Origin of the sequence: Mesorhizobium sp. BAC0120 (genome assembly GCF_033542235.1) — a bacterium.
Lineage (GTDB): Bacteria > Pseudomonadota > Alphaproteobacteria > Rhizobiales > Rhizobiaceae > JAWRCU01.
Map to the genome: position 1 here is coordinate 529,817 of NZ_JAWRCU010000001.1, position 15,846 is coordinate 545,662.

Consider the following 15,846-nt stretch of genomic DNA (forward strand, 5'->3'; position numbering starts at 1 on the left):
CGTCACCCGCTGTGGCGATGGGGATCGAGCACGTTGCGCAAACCGGCGCTCAGCGTGTTGAAGCCGGCGACGGTCAGGAACAGCGCTATGCCCGGCCCGAGCAGGAACCATGGCTGTACCTGGTAGAGTGACGAGCGCTGCGCCTCGGCGATCATGTTTCCCCAGCTCGGCTCGGGCGCCTGAACGCCGACTCCGAGGAAGGAAAGCGTGGCCTCGGCTATGATATTGGTCGGCAGTTGGACTGCCCAATAGACGAGGATCACCGGTGCGATGTTGGGCAGGATCTCGCGCAGGATGATGCGCGCCTTCGACGTGCCGATCGTCTGCGCGGCCTCGACCAGCGGGCTGCGGCGCAGCACCAGCACGAGGCCGCGTGTAAGACGCGCGAAATAGGTCCAGGAAAACAGCGTGATGATGAGCACCACCACCACCGAAGGCGCTACCAGCACCTTGCCGTCCGTGCCCCGGTTGAGCGAAAGCAGACTGAGCGCCGTGACGATGAAGGGGAACGAGAGCGCGACGTCGATCCCCTGCGAGATGATGCGATCGATGCGCGCCCCGAGAAAGCCGCTGACAAGGCCAATCGCAGTGCCGATGAACATGGCAAGCGTGGTCGCCGGGATGGCGATAGCCAACGATACGCGCGCGCCGTAAAGCGTGCGCACCAAGACGTCGCGGCCGTTACCGTCGGCACCTAGCGGAAATTCCAGTGTGGGGCCGGTGGGCAGTCCCATCTCGGTCAGCGCCGTATCGCGGAACTGTTCCGTTGGCCCGTGTCCCAGCAGCCACGCAACCGCCGGCGCCAGCAGCGCGCCCGCGGCAACGAAAGTGATGATCATTGCACCGGCGCGAAAGGATTTTTCCCGAAACAGCGCGCCAACGACAAGCGACGCATAGGACCTGACGACCTCGCTGCGGCCCTCAAGGACGTCCGTACCGGCAAGCGCGTGGACTTCAGCCATGCGCAGCCACTCTCTGTGTCGTGGGGCTTTCCTGCAGCGACTTGCCGGGAATGGCGTCCACCAGCTTGCGGGTATAGGGATGCCGCGGCGACCCGAAGAGGGTGGCCGTCTTGCCCGCTTCCACCACGACCCCCTTCTCAAGCACGACCACGCGATCGCACAGTTCCGACACCACGCCCAGATCGTGCGAAATGAACAGGAGCGACAGCTTCCTTCGCTGACGCAAGGTTTGGAGCAGGCGAATGATCTTCACCTGAGTTGTGATATCCAGCGCCGAGACCGGCTCATCGGCCACAACCAGCGAAGGCTCCAGCGCTATGGCGCGCGCGATGGCGACGCGCTGCCGCTGGCCACCGGAAAGCTGCGCTGGAAACCGGTCGAGGAGGTCTTCGCCGAGTTCCACATCGCGTGTCAGTTCCTGCACGCGCCGGCGTATCGTGACCGCATCGAGTTCGGTGCCGACGATGAAAGGCTCGGCCAGAATGGAGCGGACGCGTCGCCGCGGGTTGAGGCTTGCATAGGGGTCTTGGAAGACGACCTGTATCTCCGAGCGCAGTTGCCGGTCGATGCCGATCCCACCCGGCCCGGGACGCGAATACACGCGCTCACGCATCGACAGCTTGCCCTCGTCCGGCTGGTCGAGGCCCGCCACGAGGCGGCCGATCGTCGACTTGCCCGATCCGGACTCGCCCACCAGCCCGACGATCTCGTTCTCGCCGATCTCGAACGAGACATCTTGAAGCACGGGTCGGATCAGGCCACCGCCCAGAGGAGAGCGGCCTGCGAAGGAACGCCAGACGCCCGAAATCGAAAGCAGGTTCGGCTTCGGCGCGGCCGGCGGCAGCGGTTCTGGTGCGCGGGCAGCCAAACCTCCGAGCCGTGCGGCGCCCAACAGTTCTTTCGTATAGGCCTGCTTCGGCGCGTGGTAGATGACGCGCGCCGGAGCCTGTTCCACCACGTGGCCGGAACGCATCACCAGAACGTCGTCGGCAATGTCCGACACCACCGCGAGGTCGTGGCTGACGAAGATCATGCCCGCGCCGTGATCCTGCTGAATGCGCTTCAGCAGATCGAGGATCGAGGCCTGGACCGTCACGTCCAGAGCGGTCGTCGGCTCGTCGGCGATGATAAGGCCGGGATTGAGCGCAATGGCCGCCGCGATCATAACGCGCTGGCGCATGCCGCCCGAGAACTGTCGCGGATAGTCGTTGATGCGGGCGGCTGGATTTTGGATGCCGACATCGGCCAGAAGGCCGAGCACGCGCTCACGCAATTCCTGGCGCCCTACCCTGTGATGCGCGGTGATTGCTTCGCCGATCTGAGCGCCGATCGTCTTCAGCGGATGGAGGTTGCTAAGCGGATCCTGGAAGATGAACCCGATGTCGGCGCCGCGCCGCTTGCGTAGGCTTCGGACGGGGAGCCCAAGCAACTGCTCGCCCTTGTGCAGGACGCTGCCGCTGACGGTCGCCGTCGGCGCGAGGAGTCCGGTCGCGCCGAGCAGCGAGGCACTCTTGCCGGACCCCGACTCCCCCACGATGGCTAGCGTCTTGCCAGGCTCGACCGCGAAGGAGACGCCCTGGACGACCTCTGACGTGCCGAACGCGACGTGCAGGTCGGCAACGGAAAAGATGGCCACGCGCGCCTCCTTACAGGTACGCCAGTTACTGCTTGAGCGCGATGTTGGTGATGTCGGCGTTGACCGCCAGCGACGACCAGACCCAGTTCGCCAGGCGATCGGAAGTGATCACAACCTTGCGCTTCTCGAACAGCGGTATCCATGGCAGGTCGGTCGAGACAAGCTGGTCGGCCTTCGTCCAGATCGGGCCGGGATCGTCCGAGGGATAAGCCTCTGCCGCGAGCTTGTTGAGTTCAAGATTGCTGTAGCAGATCGCGTGAACGTTGCCGGTTCCGCAGGGTGCTGCATCCGAATTCAGCCAGCCACCGAGCAGCATGCGCGTGCTCGGTCCCTGCCAGTCGGGCGAGAAGCTGCCGCCAAGGTTCAAATCCCATCGGGCCTTCGGATCCTGGATGTTCGAATACCACTGCGTCAGCGGGATCGGAATCAGGTTCAGGGTGATGCCGGCCGCCTCGAGATCCTCCTTCAGCGTAATCGCTATCGCCTCGTACTGGGCGTTGGCGCGATAGATCGCGTCGAAGGCTATGCCGTCAGGATAGCCGGCCTCCGCAAGCAGTTCCTTGGCCTTGGCGGGATCGCCTTTGTTGCCTTCGCTCGGATAGGGATCGAACGGCTCGTAGCCAAGGATTGTCGAGGTGATGATCTGGGTGAGCGGCACGGCGCCGATCGAGCCTGCCTGCGTCTGGACCAGATGCTCGCGGTTCACCGCATAGGCGAGCGCCTGACGAACCTTGGGATTGCGCAGAGCCTCCGCGCCCTTGCTCTTCACCTCCGGCCGCTGGTTGAAGGTGATGAAGTTGGCTGAGCCGCTGTTCGTCACATGGAGGTTCGGGCTTTTTTGGGAGAGGAAGCGCTGGATTGTCGGGACCGGCGGGATGTCGAGATAGAGAGACAGATCGGCCTCTCCGGTGATGATCTTCTGGACGATGCTGTCCTCGCTGTTGGCGGTGAAGTCGATGACGATTTCGTCGACATAGGCCTTGCGGGCCTGATCGGATTCGGCCTTGAAGTTTTTGGCCTTATTCAGGACCAGCTTTTGACCCTGCTCGTAGCTGTCGACGTAATAAGGTCCGCTCGACGGAAGGTTCTTGCGGGAGTCCAAAGAGTCCGGGAAATATTTCGACGCAATCTCGGGCGCCACGGGCGAGACGAAATTCATCGAGAGAATGTTCAGGAAGTCGTAGTTCTTGGTGTCCGACTTGATGACCAGCGTGTAGTCGTCCGGAGCCGAAATCCCGGCGATCTCGTGCGTGTCGGTGAAGGCCTTAGTGGCCGCGAGGTCTCCCGTAGGGACCTTTGCGAACTCCTTGCAATAGTCGACGAAACCGGAAATCACGAGGTTGAAGTAGTTGATGGCGGCGACCTGCTTGTTGGGGTCGCAGAAACGCTTCACGCCGTAGACGAAGTCGCTCGCCACGATCGGACGCTCGGTGCTGCCGGAAAAGAAGACGTCATCCCTCAGGTGGAATGTGTAGGTCTTGCCGTCGTCGCTGATATCCCAGGACTTCGCCAGATCGGGTACAAGCGTGGTGTCTTCCTTCAGGCCGGCGGGCGAACCAGGATAGGTGACCAACTGGCGTGTGGTCGCGCGCAGGATCTCCCAGGAATCGATGCTGTAGCCGGTGAGCGGGTCGAAGGCGTCGAGGTCCGACTGCAGCGAGGCTATGCGCAGCGTGCCGCCGAATTTGAGCTGTTCTTCCGCCTGAACCGCACCAGAAGCTGACAGCATAAGAACGCTGGCGGCGACGCCACTGATTAGCTTACTTACAGTCATATTTGAACCACAAATGATACAATCTTATATTAATAGGCTATACAAGACCATTTGTGTTGTTGAGATAAAATAAACTATTTTATGTAATCCGAGTCAAACTTGATTTTATATTATGTAGTGACGTCAAAAGATTGTTCCTGAATATGGATTAGTCGGTACAGCGAACAAAGCATCAAGCATCTCGACCTCCTCTCTTTCAAATGTCCCGAGCCTTCCGGAATGGGCGAGTTGCCACCACTTCACACCGCCAAGATAAGCTGCGGACACAGTGGCGATGTCTGCCGTCACGGCGGCCGAGAGATTGGTGCGCTCCGCGCCATCACGTGAAATCCTGAGGCGGGTCGTGTTGGCGGGCAGGATAGGATCGGCAACCTCCAGCACGACGCTGTCCCGACCGGCATAGCTGCGCGATGACAACGCCTTCTCGACGTCCAGCAACCGCAGCCACGTCTCGTCCCGGATAGCCGTCACGCGAACGCTGCGGAAATCCTCAAACAACCAGGGAAGCAGATCGTCGGCGGGTCGGCTCGCGAAGAGAATGCGATGCGGCAGGTCAATGGCAAGGAGATGCGCAACCAGCGCGACATAGGCGGCCGGATCGTGAGCGACGATATCGTCGACCACGACGGTGCGTTCCGAACTGAGGAACCAGTGCTCGGAGCTAGACGGATGGTATCGCACGAAGCCGGTCTCCGCCCCCTCCGGGCCGACAACGGCCACGTAGGCCGGCACACCGCTTTTGTCCTGTCGCGTTTTCTGCATGTCCCACCAGTAGCGGGACCTGAAGATCACACCGGCCCGCGGAGCGGGCTGGCTTGCGTAGATGCGTGCCTGGGCGGGCCAAGAACTGTCGATGTCGATCAGGCGAACTCGATCGCTGGACGCGATGCTCTTTCTCAGGCGCGCGCGCTCGGCATCGACCTCGAAACTGACCGAAGTGTTTGCGATCGCGTAGCCGAAGTTGCCATAGATCCGTGCATCCGAGGCCCTGAGCGTGGCCACCGCCTCGCCCTGTTCGCGAGCCGCAGCCAGTTGCGCGTTGAACAGTGCTGTTGCGATGCCGCGCCGCGTATGCGTGGGCAACACGCCGACATGGGTGACGGCGGCCTGCGGCACCCAAGCTCCGCCCGGCACTGCAATACGTCCCGAGTAGGAATCGGTGGTTCCGACGAGCGCACCATCCTCGAAGGCGCCGTAGGTCCGATCGGGTTCAAACAGGCCTTCCAGGAGAGCGTCGTCAATCGGTCCGAGAGGCGGCAGACCAACCATTGCCGTGCGAAACGTACGCGCGGCCTGGGCCAGGTCGGCCTTATCCGTCAACAGGCGAACATCGATATCCGGCATTCTTTCTCCGTCTTGCTCAATTGATGCCACCCCGGCGGCGCCTGAGCATTGCCTAGGTCGCGAGGAGCCCTCTCGATCGCAGGATGGCGAAGGCTCCTTCGCCGAAATGATAGGCTTCCTCGACATGCGGCTGGCCCGAAAGAATGAAGTGGTCGAAGCCAATCGCGTGATATTCCTCGATCAGCGCCGCGACCTGCTCATGGCTGCCCACGATCGCCGTTCCGGCGCCGCCGCGCACCAGACCGTAGCCGGCCCAAAGATGGGGCGAGACTTCGAGATCGCGCACGCGAGGCGCCGTGAGCGCCGCGATTTCTCCGCCGCCATGCAAGGCGTTCATTCGGTGCTGCCCGTGCGATTCCGTGCGAGCGAGGATGGCCTGGGCGTTGGCGATCCGCTCCGGCGTGAGCTTTTCGAGCAGCCGCTCGGCTTCCCTCCAGGCTTCGGCTTCGCTGTCGCGGCTGATGACGTGAAGGCGGATGCCGAAGCTGAGATTGCGGCCATGCGCGGCAGCGAGTTCCCGTACATGCGCGACCCGTCCGGCCTCGGCGGCCGGGCTTTCGCCCCAGACAAGGTAAGTATCGACATGGCGGGCGGCGACTTCCTGGGCCGCGGAACTTGCGCCGCCGAAAAAAATCTGGGGCAGCGGCCATTTGCCGATATCGATCTGCGCGCCCTCGATATGGTAGTGCTTGCCTTCGAAGTCGAAGCGCTTCTCCGACTTGGTCGGCGAGACCACACCGCGCAGGATCTCCAGAAACTCTCCCGTGCGCTCATAGCGCTGGTCGTGGCCCAGATGATCGCCAAAGCGCCTCTGCTCAAGCGGATCGCCGCCGGTGACCACGTTGAGGAGGAGTCGTCCGCCCGATATGCGCTGGAAGGTGGCCGCCTGATGGGCCACCAGCGTCGGCGAGATCAGTCCCGGACGAAAGGCGACGAGGAACTTCAACCGCTTCGTCACCTGTGAGAGCGCCGCCGTAGTGATCCATGCGTCTTCGCACCAAGTACCGGTCGGCGTCAGCACAGCCTCGAACCCGAGCGTTTCGGCGGTCTTGGCGATCAATTCCAGATAGTCGAGGTTGGCTTCCCGGAATGCCGATCGTGACGGGCCGCCAGCGAGGTGGGAATCGTCCCCCGAGCCGACGATCTCGCGGCTGTCGCCGTTGGTCGGCAGGTACCAATGTAGGTGGATACCGCTCATCCTGCAGACTAGCCCCAGCCGGCCAGCTATTGCGCCACCGCGCGCGCCTGCGCGCGACGCGAGACAGCCGCTTCAACATCGTCCAACGCCAATTCGACGCGCGCCTTGATGGTGTCCGATACCAGGATGCCATCTACAAAATCCCTGTCGGATGCGTAGACCGCCGTTGGCAGCGACAGGGCTTCAAAGAAACTGAACAGTGGCCGCAGCTGATGCTCGACGATGAGGGCATGCCGATCGCCCCCGCCAGTGGCCAGGAGCACGACTGGCTTGCCGCGGAGCGCAGTCGGGTCGACGAGGTCGAAAAAATGCTTGAACAGGCCCGTGTAGCTGCCCTTGTAGGTGGGCGAGCCGACAACGAGGATGTCAGCTCCGACAACACGATCGAGCACGTCTTTGGCCTGCGCGTCCAACTCGCGCGACCACTTGGCATTTGCAAGGCTGGGGCCGACATCAAGAATGTCGTGGGTGCTCGCTGCCAATCCGTGCCTGCGGGCTATCTCCTTCACAATCTGATCGACGAAGCCGCGCGTCTTTGACGGTCGTGTGAAGTTGCCGGAGAAGCCGACGACGGTCGGGTTGGCCATGGCTGGAGCCCTCTTACTTAAATCGGGCTGCCGGCCCGCTGCTATTCTCCACAATTTTTATAGACACAATGGATAAAGAGAAGAGATGGACGAACTCTTGAGGGCGCGAGGGCGAGATAATTTTTTCGCGCCACAGCTGCGTAAGGCAGTGAGCGCAATGGTTTGATGTCCTAAGTTGTCAGTGGGAGAACAAGCTCGACCACGAGCGTAGGCTGGGCTAGCGCGTCAATCGGTCCGCCGATTCCGCGCACTGCCTTCAGATGTCCGGTATGGCTTTGATCTCGAAGAACGTACCGCGGGTGAGCGCGCCGACTGCATACAGCCTGTCCGACGCGATACCCTCCGCATTGATGACCGGGCAGTCTTCGGCTAGGTCGAGGCCCAGCCTGCGATGCATCCGGCCGCGCCATTCCGCGAACGGTGCCGCCAATATGTCGTGACACGAAGCCATCTCGTTGCAGGAATCGCAACACCTTTGGAATTATTGTCAGCGGCGGTCGGAGCGCTTGAGATAGCGTTCCAGCCACAGGCTGTAGCGCGACCCACCGAAGCAGAAGACAAAATAGATCGCGGCCGCGAACACATAGGCCTCGTTGTAGAAGCCAAGCCATTGCGGATCGGTTGCGGAGGCCCGCGCCGCGTTGAGCAGGTCGAAGATACCGATGACCGCGAGCAAGGAGGTCGCGAGCAGGAAGCCAATCGCGAGGTTGACCATGCCGGGTATGACGATGCGCAGCGCCTGCGGCAGCACGATGAGAAGCATGGTCCGCCAGTAGCCGAGGCCGAGCGCCGTGGCGGCCTCGTATTGCCCATCGTGGATCGCCTGCAGGCCGGCCCGCACCACTTCGGCGACATAGGCCGACCAGAAGAGCGTGATCATGATCATGGCGCGGATATTCTTGTCGATGAGCTGTCCGCCGGGGATCGCCATCGGCAGGATCAGCATGGCGACGTAGAGGATGGCGACCATCGGCGTGCCGCGCATCAGCTCGATGAAGGCGACGGCGACCCACCGCAGCCCGCCCATCTTCGATCGGCGCGCCAGCGCGAGCAGGATGGCGATCGGCGTGGCGAGGCCGAAGCACACCGTCCACACGAACAGCGTGACCGGCAACCCGCCCCAGGCGTTCGTGGGCACGGTGGGCGGCGTCAGCGTGCCGGCCATCAGCAACCAGCTTGCGGCGATCACTACGGGCCACGCGACGAAAAGTTCGCGGCGCCAGAAGCGCGGCTGAGCCGTCACCACCAGCAGCATGACGAGCAGCACCATGACGAGCAGCGGCCGCCATTGCAGTTCGGGCGGGTAAAAGGCGAAGAGGATGAAGCGGAACTTCGCCGCGACGAAGCCCCAGCAGGCGCCCTCCCCCGCGGCGCAGTCCTGTGCCGTGCCGCTCCATGTCGCGTCGAGCACCGCCCAGCGGAAAAGCGGCGGCACGATCCAGAGCAACAGGGCGCTCGTGGCGATGGTGATCAGCGTGTTGCCGAGCGAGCCGAACAGGCCCTGGCGCATGGTCGCCAGCCGTGCCGAGGCGCGGCCTGGCAGGACGACGAGCGTGTCGGCGATGCTCATCGGCGTTCTGTGCTCCTCAGCGCGACGCGGCGGTTGTAGACGTTCATCGAGGCCGACACCGACAGGTTGAGCGCGAGATAGATCGAGATCAGGATCACCAGCGCCTCGAAGGACTGGCCGGTCGTGTTCGCCGTCGTGTTGATGATGCTGACGAGGTCGGGGTAGCCGATCGCCACCGCGAGGCTCGAATCCTTGGTCAGGTCGAGATAGGTCGAGGTGGTGAGCGGGGTGATGACGCGCAGCGCCTGCGGCAGCACGATGAGACGCATGATCTGGCCGCCATGCAGGCCGAGCGCGCGCGCCGCTTCCCACTGTCCGCGGTCTACCGACTGGATGCCGGCGCGCACGATCTCGGCGACGGCCGCAGAGAATTTCACCACCAGCCCGGTGAGCAATGCGGCGAATTCCGGCGTCAGGTTGTAGCCGCCGCGGATGTTGAAGCCGGAGAGCTTCGGCGTCTGGGAGCCGATGCGGACGCCGCTCGCCGCAAGCAACAATACCACCGCGATAAGAGCGCCGAGCGCCGCGAGCGCAAGCCAGCGTCCCTTGAGCCGGCCGCGGCGCCGCAGGATTACGAGCAGAGTGGCCAACGCCGCAAGAAGGGCGCCGGCCGCAACCACCGCGCTTGCCGGTCCGCCGAGCCACACGAGGCCGGGGACATAGACGCCACGATTGGTCAGGTAAAAGGCGTCGAATGCGGAAATCGCCTGGCGAGGCGCGGGAAACGACTTCGCCAGCGCAATCCAGAAGAAGAGCTGGAGCAGCAACGGCGTGTTGCGCACGATCTCGACATACCAGCGCACGAGACCGACGAGCAGCAGGTTACCAGACAGGCCGGCGACACCGAGGATGACTCCAAGCATGGTCGCCAGCACGCAGCCCAGCACCGCGACCTTCACTGTGTTGAGGAGGCCGACGAGAATGGCCCGCGCATAGGGATCGCCCGCCTGGAAGGCGATCGACTTCTCGCCGATCTCGAAATTGGCCGGCCGTCCGAGGAAGTCGAAGCCGGGCGTCACGCCGATGCGGTTCATCGTGGCGAACATGTTGTCGGCTAGCAGCCACGCCACGACGATCAGGCCGGCGATCGCAACCGCCTGGAGCGTTGGGTGGGGTCCCCACCACGCTGCCAGCCGCGAAAAAGTGCCGGGCCTGTGGCGGCCCGGCACGATGTCTCGCGCAAGCGACATTCGCCGCCGCTTAGCGGAAGGGCGGCGAATAGAGCAGGCCGCCTCCCGTCCACAGACTGTTGTAGCCGCGCTCCCAGCCGAGTGGCTTCAGGTGCTTCTCGAAGATCTCGCCGTAATTGCCGACCGTCTTGATGATGTTATACGCCCATTTCGGATCGAGGCCGATCGCCTCTCCAAGCGACGGATCGACGCCGAGGAAGCGCTGGATAGCCGGATCTTTCGACTTCAGGAACTCGTCGACGTTCTGGCTGGTGATGCCCCATTCCTCGGCTTGGATGGTGGCGTTGACCGTCCAGTTCACGATCTCCAGCCAGCGGTCGTCGCCGCCGGCGATTGCCGGTGCCAGCGGTTCCTTCGACAGGCGCTCGGGCAGGATGACGTAGTCGTCCGGATTCTTGAGCTGCGTGCGCTTGCCGACGAGGTCGGACGAATCCTGCGTGATGGCGTCGACGCGGCCCGTCTCCAGCGCGTTGATGAACTCGTTGGTATCCTCGATGGTGACGGGGGTGAATAGCTTGCCCGTCTTGCGGAAGAAGTCGGCGATGTTGAGCTCACCGGTGGTGCCGCTCTGCACGCCGATCGTGGCGCCGTCGAGATCCGCCGCCGAGGTAACGCCGAGATCCTTGCGCACCAGGATGCCCTGGCCGTCATAGAAGATCGCCGGGCCGAAATGGAAGCCGAGCTGGAAGGCGCGGGTGACCGTCACGGTCACGCCGGACAGCAACACGTCATACTCGCCGGCCTGCAGGGCCGGCAGACGCTGCTGCGGCGACGAATTGGTGAACTCGACCTTTTCCGGATCGCCGAATACGGCGATCGCCAGGGCTCGGCCGTAGTCGATGAAGAAGCCCTGCCAGCGGCCGTTGCTGTCGGGCGCGAAGAAGCCGGGCGTCGTGCCGACGCCGACCTTGATGGTGCCTCGCTCCTTGATCTTGTCGAGTGTCGGACCGGCCGAGGCTGCCGAGGCAACGAGGCTGGCCGCAACCAGCATCGACGCCGCCAGACCCTTTCGCAGCAGGCCCGAGGGCTTTGTCATGATCGTCATGAAATTTCTCCTGAGATGCTTCTTCTGTTCGCCTCGCCCGACCCCCAGGGCCTGCTGACGCGGCCTTCAGCTTTAGCGTTGCGGTAGAGAGGTTCTAAGAAATACAAATCCAAATTTTCTTTGTGACCTGAAGTAAATTCCTGCACAATATCCAAAAGACGAGTCATGTTTATGAGATCGACCAATCAGACGGTTGATGAGCTTCAGGGGGATCAGCAAGACGTGGGAGACAGTTCATGCCGACGCATTTATGTTCTCAGCGTCTCTGTCCCATAGACACAAAACGCATGCCAATATACTGATGGAAACAAGGCGGATTTTACAATGGGAGCGGCTACTAGGCTGCCGCGAAGTCCTTGGTCAAGAGATCCGAATAGTGCCGGCTTGCGACGTCCGGATGCGACCGCAGCCGGCTTTTCAGCACGTTGGTTCCGACGTCGCGGAAGAGCGGGTTGTCGGGATCGCTGGCCGGACCGCGCGACTGCACAGCCAGTTCCTCGGGCAAGGTGAGCAGCGGGATGGTCGCGTCGAGCCTGGCGCTGAAGAAGAACGGCACGGAGATGCGCTCGACGCCGGCAGGCGGCGTGACGACGCGGTGCACGGTGGCGCGCAGATAGCCGTTGGAGGCGAGCTCTAGCAGCTCGCCGATGTTGACGACCAGCGTGCCCGGGATCGGATCGACGTCGACCCAATGCCCCTCATATTCGACCTGCAGGCCCTTGTGCTCGTCCTGCAGCAGAAGCGTAAGGAAGCCGCCGTCCTTGTGCGCGCCAACGCCCTGGTCGCCCTCAGCCGCATCGCGTCCCGGATAGCGCACGATCTTCATGCGATGGTTCGGCTGGTCGGCATAGATCGGATCGAACGCGTCCGCGCGCTGCTCTAGCGCCAGCGCGAAGGCCTTGAGCAGACGGATCGCCACAGCGGTCGCCTTCTCCTGCCAGCCGATGAGTGCGGGCCGCAACTGCGGCAACGACGCCGGCCACTGGTTCGGACCCTGAAGCCGTGTCCAGACCGGCAGGCCGGGCTTCTGAGCGATCGCCTCGCGCTCGACGCCGATGTCGAGTTGTTCGCGCCAATCCGCCTTGCCCTTCGTCAATTCGCCGCCAGTGCGGGTGTAGCCGCGGAAGTGCGAGGAGTTGACCATCTCGATGGCGAGCTTGTCGGCCTCGGGCAAAGCGAAGAAGCTGCGTGCAGCCGACAGCACGTCATCGATCTCGGATCGCCCGATCCCATGGCCGGCGAGATAGAAGAAGCCGACATCGCGCGCCGCTGACCTGAGGTCGGCCAGAAAGGCGCGGCGCTCGGAGAGACCCTGGTTCAGCCTGTTGAGCTCCAATACGGGGACGATCCTGGTCATAGGTTCTAGGCTCCATTTCCTTTCATGTTCGCCCGGCCCGAAAATCTTGCCGCCGCGATCGCGAAGACCGAGACCGCGGCACCCACCCACAGAAGCTCGGCCGAGTAGCGCTTGATGCCGAGGAAATGCCAATCCTTGCAGAGCGACATGGCGAGCGAGCAGCGGTCGGAAGTGTAGACCAGACAGGGCAGCGTGCGCGCGAAGGGGAAGCCCGTGTTCGCCATCACCTGCGCATAGACCACTGCCCACCAGAGCACTGCGCCGAGCAGCAGAAGCACGCCGATGGCTTCGATACGCCGCGGCCCAAAAGTCGGGAGCGCGCTCATTCGGCGAACCCCAATATTTCGAGGATCTCGCGTCGCTTGTCGACGATCCACGGATCGTCGCGGTGGCGCGGATAGGGGCGGTCGGCGACGATCTCGGCTTTCACACGCGCCGGCCGCTCCGACAGCACGATGACGCGCTGCGCGAGCAGCAGCGCCTCCTCGACGTCGTGCGTCACCAGCATCACCGAGTAGCCGGCGCGCTGCCAGAGCGCCAGAAGCTCCTGCTGCATGGAAAGCCGGGTGAGCGAATCGAGGCGGCCGAGCGGCTCGTCCAGCAAAAGGAGTTCCGGGTCGTTGACTAGAGCGCGCGCCAGCGCCGCGCGCTGCGCCATGCCGCCCGAAAGCTGATGCGGGAAGACGTTGGCGAAGGATTCCAGCTTCACCAGCTTCAGCGCATCGTCGATGCGTGCGCCGCTGGCAGCGAGCACGCCACGCGCTTGCGGGCCGATTGCGACGTTGTCGCGCACGGTGCGCCAGGGGAAGAGCGTCGGGTCCTGGAAGACGAGCACCCGGGACGGATCGGGTTTCGTCACTGTGACACCGTCTGCCAGCACCTCGCCGCGGGCAGGCGTTTCCAGCCCGGCCGCCAGCCTCAGCAGCGTCGACTTCCCACAGCCCGACGGGCCGAGAAGCGCGACGAATTCGCCCGGCGCCACCTTGAGGTCGATGCCATCGAGCACGGGCAGGATGCTTTTGCCTAGGTCGTATTGGTGCGAGACGGCATGCAAGTCGACGGCGAGGCCCGTTTGGGTCGAGCGTTCCGCGAGGGTGGCTGCTGCTACCATTGCACGACTCCCTTCTGCCAGGAGAGAAGGCGGTCGCGGACGAGAAAGAGCAGTTTGACCAGGCCCGAGCAAATCAGGGCCATGATAATCAATGCGGCATAGACGTTCACGTAGGCCGAATAGGCGGTCTGGAACTGCAGATACCAGCCGAGCCCGTATTTCGCGCCGAGCATTTCCGCCACCACCAGGATGGCGAAGGAATAATAGAGACCCATGAAGAGGCCGACGAAGACATTGGGCAGCGCTGCCGGAACGGCGACGCGTCGGACGAGGAAACGGCCGTCGGCGCCGAGCGTGCGGGCAACGTCGTAGTAGGCGCGATTCACAGTGTTGACGCCGGACGCGGTGAGGATCGCCACCGGTATGCCGGAAGCCAGCGCGACGATGAAGATGCTCGCCTGGAAGGTCGTAGGGAAGAGGAAGAAGGTCGCCGGGATCCAGGCGCTTGCCGGCACCGGGCCGATCAGCTTCAGGACCGGCATGCCCCAATAGGCGAAGGTCTTCGACCAGCCGAGCGCGACGCCGAGCACGAAGCCGAAGGCGATGCCACTGAAGAAACCTATCGACCACAGGCGAGCCGTGTAGAAGATGCAGATGAGCAGCCGCTCCCAGTCGGTGACGTAGACATGGAAGAGCCCGTGCGGCGGCGCGAAGAACGGTTTGGGCAGCCAGCCGAATTTCGCGGTGATGAGTTCCCAGATCGCGAGCCAGATGCCGAGCGCGATATACCAGGGGCCATAGTGGACAAGGCCGCGGCCGATGCGGCCAAGCCTGTCGGCCAGGAAGGAAAGCACGATAAGCACGGCCGCCCCGGCAGCCAGTATGCCGGCGAAAAGCCCGCGACTGCCGTAGGGAACGATGTCAGGCAGGAAGAAGGTGACTGCCGCGGCGAGGAGCCAGGTCCCCGCCGCGATCAGACCATTGTGCCACAGCACCGGAAAAGCTGCGCGTAGCGCAGGCTCCTTGCGGTCGGCAATGGCGCTCATGGCCTGCGTCATCGGGTCAGGCCAGGATGTCAACCGTCACCCTCGCCGCGAGCTCGGCGCTGTTGGTCGTCGGATCGAGCACCTTGATCAGCGCAAGATCGTCAGCCGCCCACTTCACTTGGTCCTGCAGCTCCTTGCCGACCGGATGGTTGTGCAGCACCCAGGAACTCACTTGCTCGTGGATGTCCTCGACCGGGAAGCCGGGATTGAGATTCTCCACGAACCACTTCGCGATCTCGTCGGGATGGGCGGCGGCGTATTCGTGGATCTCGATATTGGCTTCGGCGAGGCGGCGGATCGCGTCCCTGTTCGCCTCCAGAAAGGCGGAGTTCACGCCAAGCACGCAACAGACGGCGCCGTCGAAGAAGCCGGTTTGCGTGTTCGCCACCTCGACGAGGTCGAACTTCTTCTTGTGTGCGAAGGCCCAGGGATCGAGATGAGCGAGCGCGTCGGCGTCGCCCCGATTGACACTCTCGCCGACGAGATCGAAGGGCACGTTCAGCCAATTGACGTCGCGCTCCGGATCGAGCCCGGCCTTGGCGAGCGCCACCTGGAATGAATGCTTCGGCGGGCTGGCGACGTCGTAGGAGACGATGGTCTTGCCCTTCAGCCCTTCCAGCGTGGTGACGCCCGAGGCCTTCGAGGCGAGCAGCCGCGTGCAGCCGCCATGCGAGCCGACGAAGAGCTTCACCTCGAGCCCCTGTTCGAGCGGCTTGATCCAGTCGTAGAGCAGGCCGGCGCCGGCGTCGGTCTTGCCGGTAGCGATGGACTGGACCAGCGTCTGTCCGCTGGAGCCCTGGTAGAAGAGCTCCACGTCGAGGTCGTGCTTGGCATAGATGCCGTTCGCCAGCGCGAAGGCGACGGGCGAGTGGCAGGCCGCGAACTCGGTCCAGGACAGCCTGAGCTTGGTCGCATTGCCGGCAATCGCGTAGCTCGTCGGCCTCGCCAGCAAGCCGACCGCCGCCGCGCCGGCAGCGAAGGTTGCGCCTTGCAGGACCCTTCTGCGCGAAACGCGCACGCTAGCGTCTGTCTTCGTGGTGCCCGTCATAACCCTCTCCTTGCCTGGGTCGCCGTTGGCGACGTTGG

General features: G+C 63.4%; 15 protein-coding genes. All 15 read right to left on the bottom strand.

What is annotated here, in order from left to right; all coding sequences use genetic code 11:
- Positions 1–2 precede the first annotated feature (2 nt).
- A complete protein-coding gene (locus tag SAZ10_RS02435; RefSeq protein ID WP_318607562.1) occupies positions 3–962 on the bottom strand; it encodes an ABC transporter permease in 960 nt (319 codons plus the stop codon).
- A complete protein-coding gene (locus tag SAZ10_RS02440) occupies positions 955–2,598 on the bottom strand; it encodes an ABC transporter ATP-binding protein (RefSeq protein ID WP_318607563.1) in 1,644 nt (547 codons plus the stop codon). Before SAZ10_RS02440 ends, SAZ10_RS02435 begins: the two co-directional genes overlap by 8 nt.
- Positions 2,599–2,623: 25 nt before the next feature.
- Positions 2,624–4,327, bottom strand: coding sequence for an ABC transporter substrate-binding protein (locus SAZ10_RS02445; RefSeq protein ID WP_318607564.1), 1,704 nt, complete (start codon positions 4,325–4,327; stop codon positions 2,624–2,626).
- 168 nt (positions 4,328–4,495) lie between these two features.
- Positions 4,496–5,716 carry a GNAT family N-acetyltransferase gene (locus SAZ10_RS02450; protein ID WP_318607565.1) on the bottom strand — a complete coding sequence of 407 codons (1,221 nt, stop codon included), beginning with the start codon at positions 5,714–5,716 and terminating at the stop codon, positions 4,496–4,498.
- Between the two features lie 52 nt (positions 5,717–5,768).
- Positions 5,769–6,914: an LLM class flavin-dependent oxidoreductase gene (locus SAZ10_RS02455; protein WP_318607566.1), complete on the bottom strand. Its 1,146-nt coding sequence runs from the start codon at positions 6,912–6,914 to the stop codon at positions 5,769–5,771.
- A 26-nt stretch (positions 6,915–6,940) separates the two neighbouring features.
- Complete coding sequence (gene msuE / locus SAZ10_RS02460) at positions 6,941–7,501, bottom strand: FMN reductase (RefSeq protein WP_318607567.1); 561 nt, start codon at positions 7,499–7,501, stop codon at positions 6,941–6,943.
- A 256-nt stretch (positions 7,502–7,757) separates the two neighbouring features.
- Positions 7,758–7,898, bottom strand: coding sequence for a hypothetical protein (locus SAZ10_RS02465; RefSeq protein WP_318607568.1), 141 nt, complete (start codon positions 7,896–7,898; stop codon positions 7,758–7,760).
- A 90-nt stretch (positions 7,899–7,988) separates the two neighbouring features.
- Positions 7,989–9,071, bottom strand: coding sequence for an amino acid ABC transporter permease (locus SAZ10_RS02470; protein ID WP_318607569.1), 1,083 nt, complete (start codon positions 9,069–9,071; stop codon positions 7,989–7,991).
- Positions 9,068–10,261: an ABC transporter permease subunit gene (locus tag SAZ10_RS02475; protein WP_318607570.1), complete on the bottom strand. Its 1,194-nt coding sequence runs from the start codon at positions 10,259–10,261 to the stop codon at positions 9,068–9,070. Before SAZ10_RS02475 ends, SAZ10_RS02470 begins: the two co-directional genes overlap by 4 nt.
- Positions 10,262–10,271: 10 nt before the next feature.
- A complete protein-coding gene (locus SAZ10_RS02480) occupies positions 10,272–11,252 on the bottom strand; it encodes an amino acid ABC transporter substrate-binding protein (protein WP_412535152.1) in 981 nt (326 codons plus the stop codon).
- 391 nt (positions 11,253–11,643) lie between these two features.
- Positions 11,644–12,663, bottom strand: coding sequence for an isopenicillin N synthase family oxygenase (locus SAZ10_RS02485; protein WP_318607571.1), 1,020 nt, complete (start codon positions 12,661–12,663; stop codon positions 11,644–11,646).
- 5 nt (positions 12,664–12,668) lie between these two features.
- Positions 12,669–12,989 (bottom strand): hypothetical protein, encoded by a 321-nt coding sequence (locus SAZ10_RS02490; RefSeq protein ID WP_318607572.1) that lies wholly within the window; start codon positions 12,987–12,989, stop codon positions 12,669–12,671.
- Entirely contained in the window at positions 12,986–13,774 is a 789-nt protein-coding gene (locus SAZ10_RS02495; RefSeq protein WP_318607573.1) for an ABC transporter ATP-binding protein, read from the bottom strand. The genes SAZ10_RS02490 and SAZ10_RS02495 overlap by 4 nt, the downstream gene beginning before the upstream one ends.
- Positions 13,768–14,760 (bottom strand): ABC transporter permease, encoded by a 993-nt coding sequence (locus tag SAZ10_RS02500; RefSeq protein WP_318607574.1) that lies wholly within the window; start codon positions 14,758–14,760, stop codon positions 13,768–13,770. Before SAZ10_RS02500 ends, SAZ10_RS02495 begins: the two co-directional genes overlap by 7 nt.
- Before the next feature lie 16 nt (positions 14,761–14,776).
- Positions 14,777–15,808: an ABC transporter substrate-binding protein gene (locus SAZ10_RS02505; protein WP_318607575.1), complete on the bottom strand. Its 1,032-nt coding sequence runs from the start codon at positions 15,806–15,808 to the stop codon at positions 14,777–14,779.
- Positions 15,809–15,846 lie beyond the last annotated feature (38 nt).

Bases quoted from the DNA above. Each gene is read 5' to 3' on its own strand.
- SAZ10_RS02435 (WP_318607562.1), bottom strand. From the start codon at position 962: ATGGCTGAAGTCCACGCGCTTGCCGGTACGGACGTCCTTGAGGGCCGC.
- SAZ10_RS02445 (WP_318607564.1), bottom strand. From the start codon at position 4,327: ATGCTGTCAGCTTCTGGTGCGGTTCAGGCGGAAGAACAGCTCAAATTC.
- SAZ10_RS02450 (WP_318607565.1), bottom strand. From the start codon at position 5,716: ATGCCGGATATCGATGTTCGCCTGTTGACGGATAAGGCCGACCTGGCC.
- SAZ10_RS02455 (WP_318607566.1), bottom strand. From the start codon at position 6,914: ATGAGCGGTATCCACCTACATTGGTACCTGCCGACCAACGGCGACAGC.
- msuE (WP_318607567.1), bottom strand. From the start codon at position 7,501: ATGGCCAACCCGACCGTCGTCGGCTTCTCCGGCAACTTCACACGACCG.
- SAZ10_RS02465 (WP_318607568.1), bottom strand. From the start codon at position 7,898: ATGCATCGCAGGCTGGGCCTCGACCTAGCCGAAGACTGCCCGGTCATC.
- SAZ10_RS02470 (WP_318607569.1), bottom strand. From the start codon at position 9,071: ATGAGCATCGCCGACACGCTCGTCGTCCTGCCAGGCCGCGCCTCGGCA.
- SAZ10_RS02475 (WP_318607570.1), bottom strand. From the start codon at position 10,261: ATGTCGCTTGCGCGAGACATCGTGCCGGGCCGCCACAGGCCCGGCACT.
- SAZ10_RS02480 (WP_412535152.1), bottom strand. From the start codon at position 11,252: ATGCTGGTTGCGGCCAGCCTCGTTGCCTCGGCAGCCTCGGCCGGTCCG.
- SAZ10_RS02485 (WP_318607571.1), bottom strand. From the start codon at position 12,663: ATGACCAGGATCGTCCCCGTATTGGAGCTCAACAGGCTGAACCAGGGT.
- SAZ10_RS02490 (WP_318607572.1), bottom strand. From the start codon at position 12,989: ATGAGCGCGCTCCCGACTTTTGGGCCGCGGCGTATCGAAGCCATCGGC.
- SAZ10_RS02495 (WP_318607573.1), bottom strand. From the start codon at position 13,774: ATGGTAGCAGCAGCCACCCTCGCGGAACGCTCGACCCAAACGGGCCTC.
- SAZ10_RS02500 (WP_318607574.1), bottom strand. From the start codon at position 14,760: ATGAGCGCCATTGCCGACCGCAAGGAGCCTGCGCTACGCGCAGCTTTT.
- SAZ10_RS02505 (WP_318607575.1), bottom strand. From the start codon at position 15,808: ATGACGGGCACCACGAAGACAGACGCTAGCGTGCGCGTTTCGCGCAGA.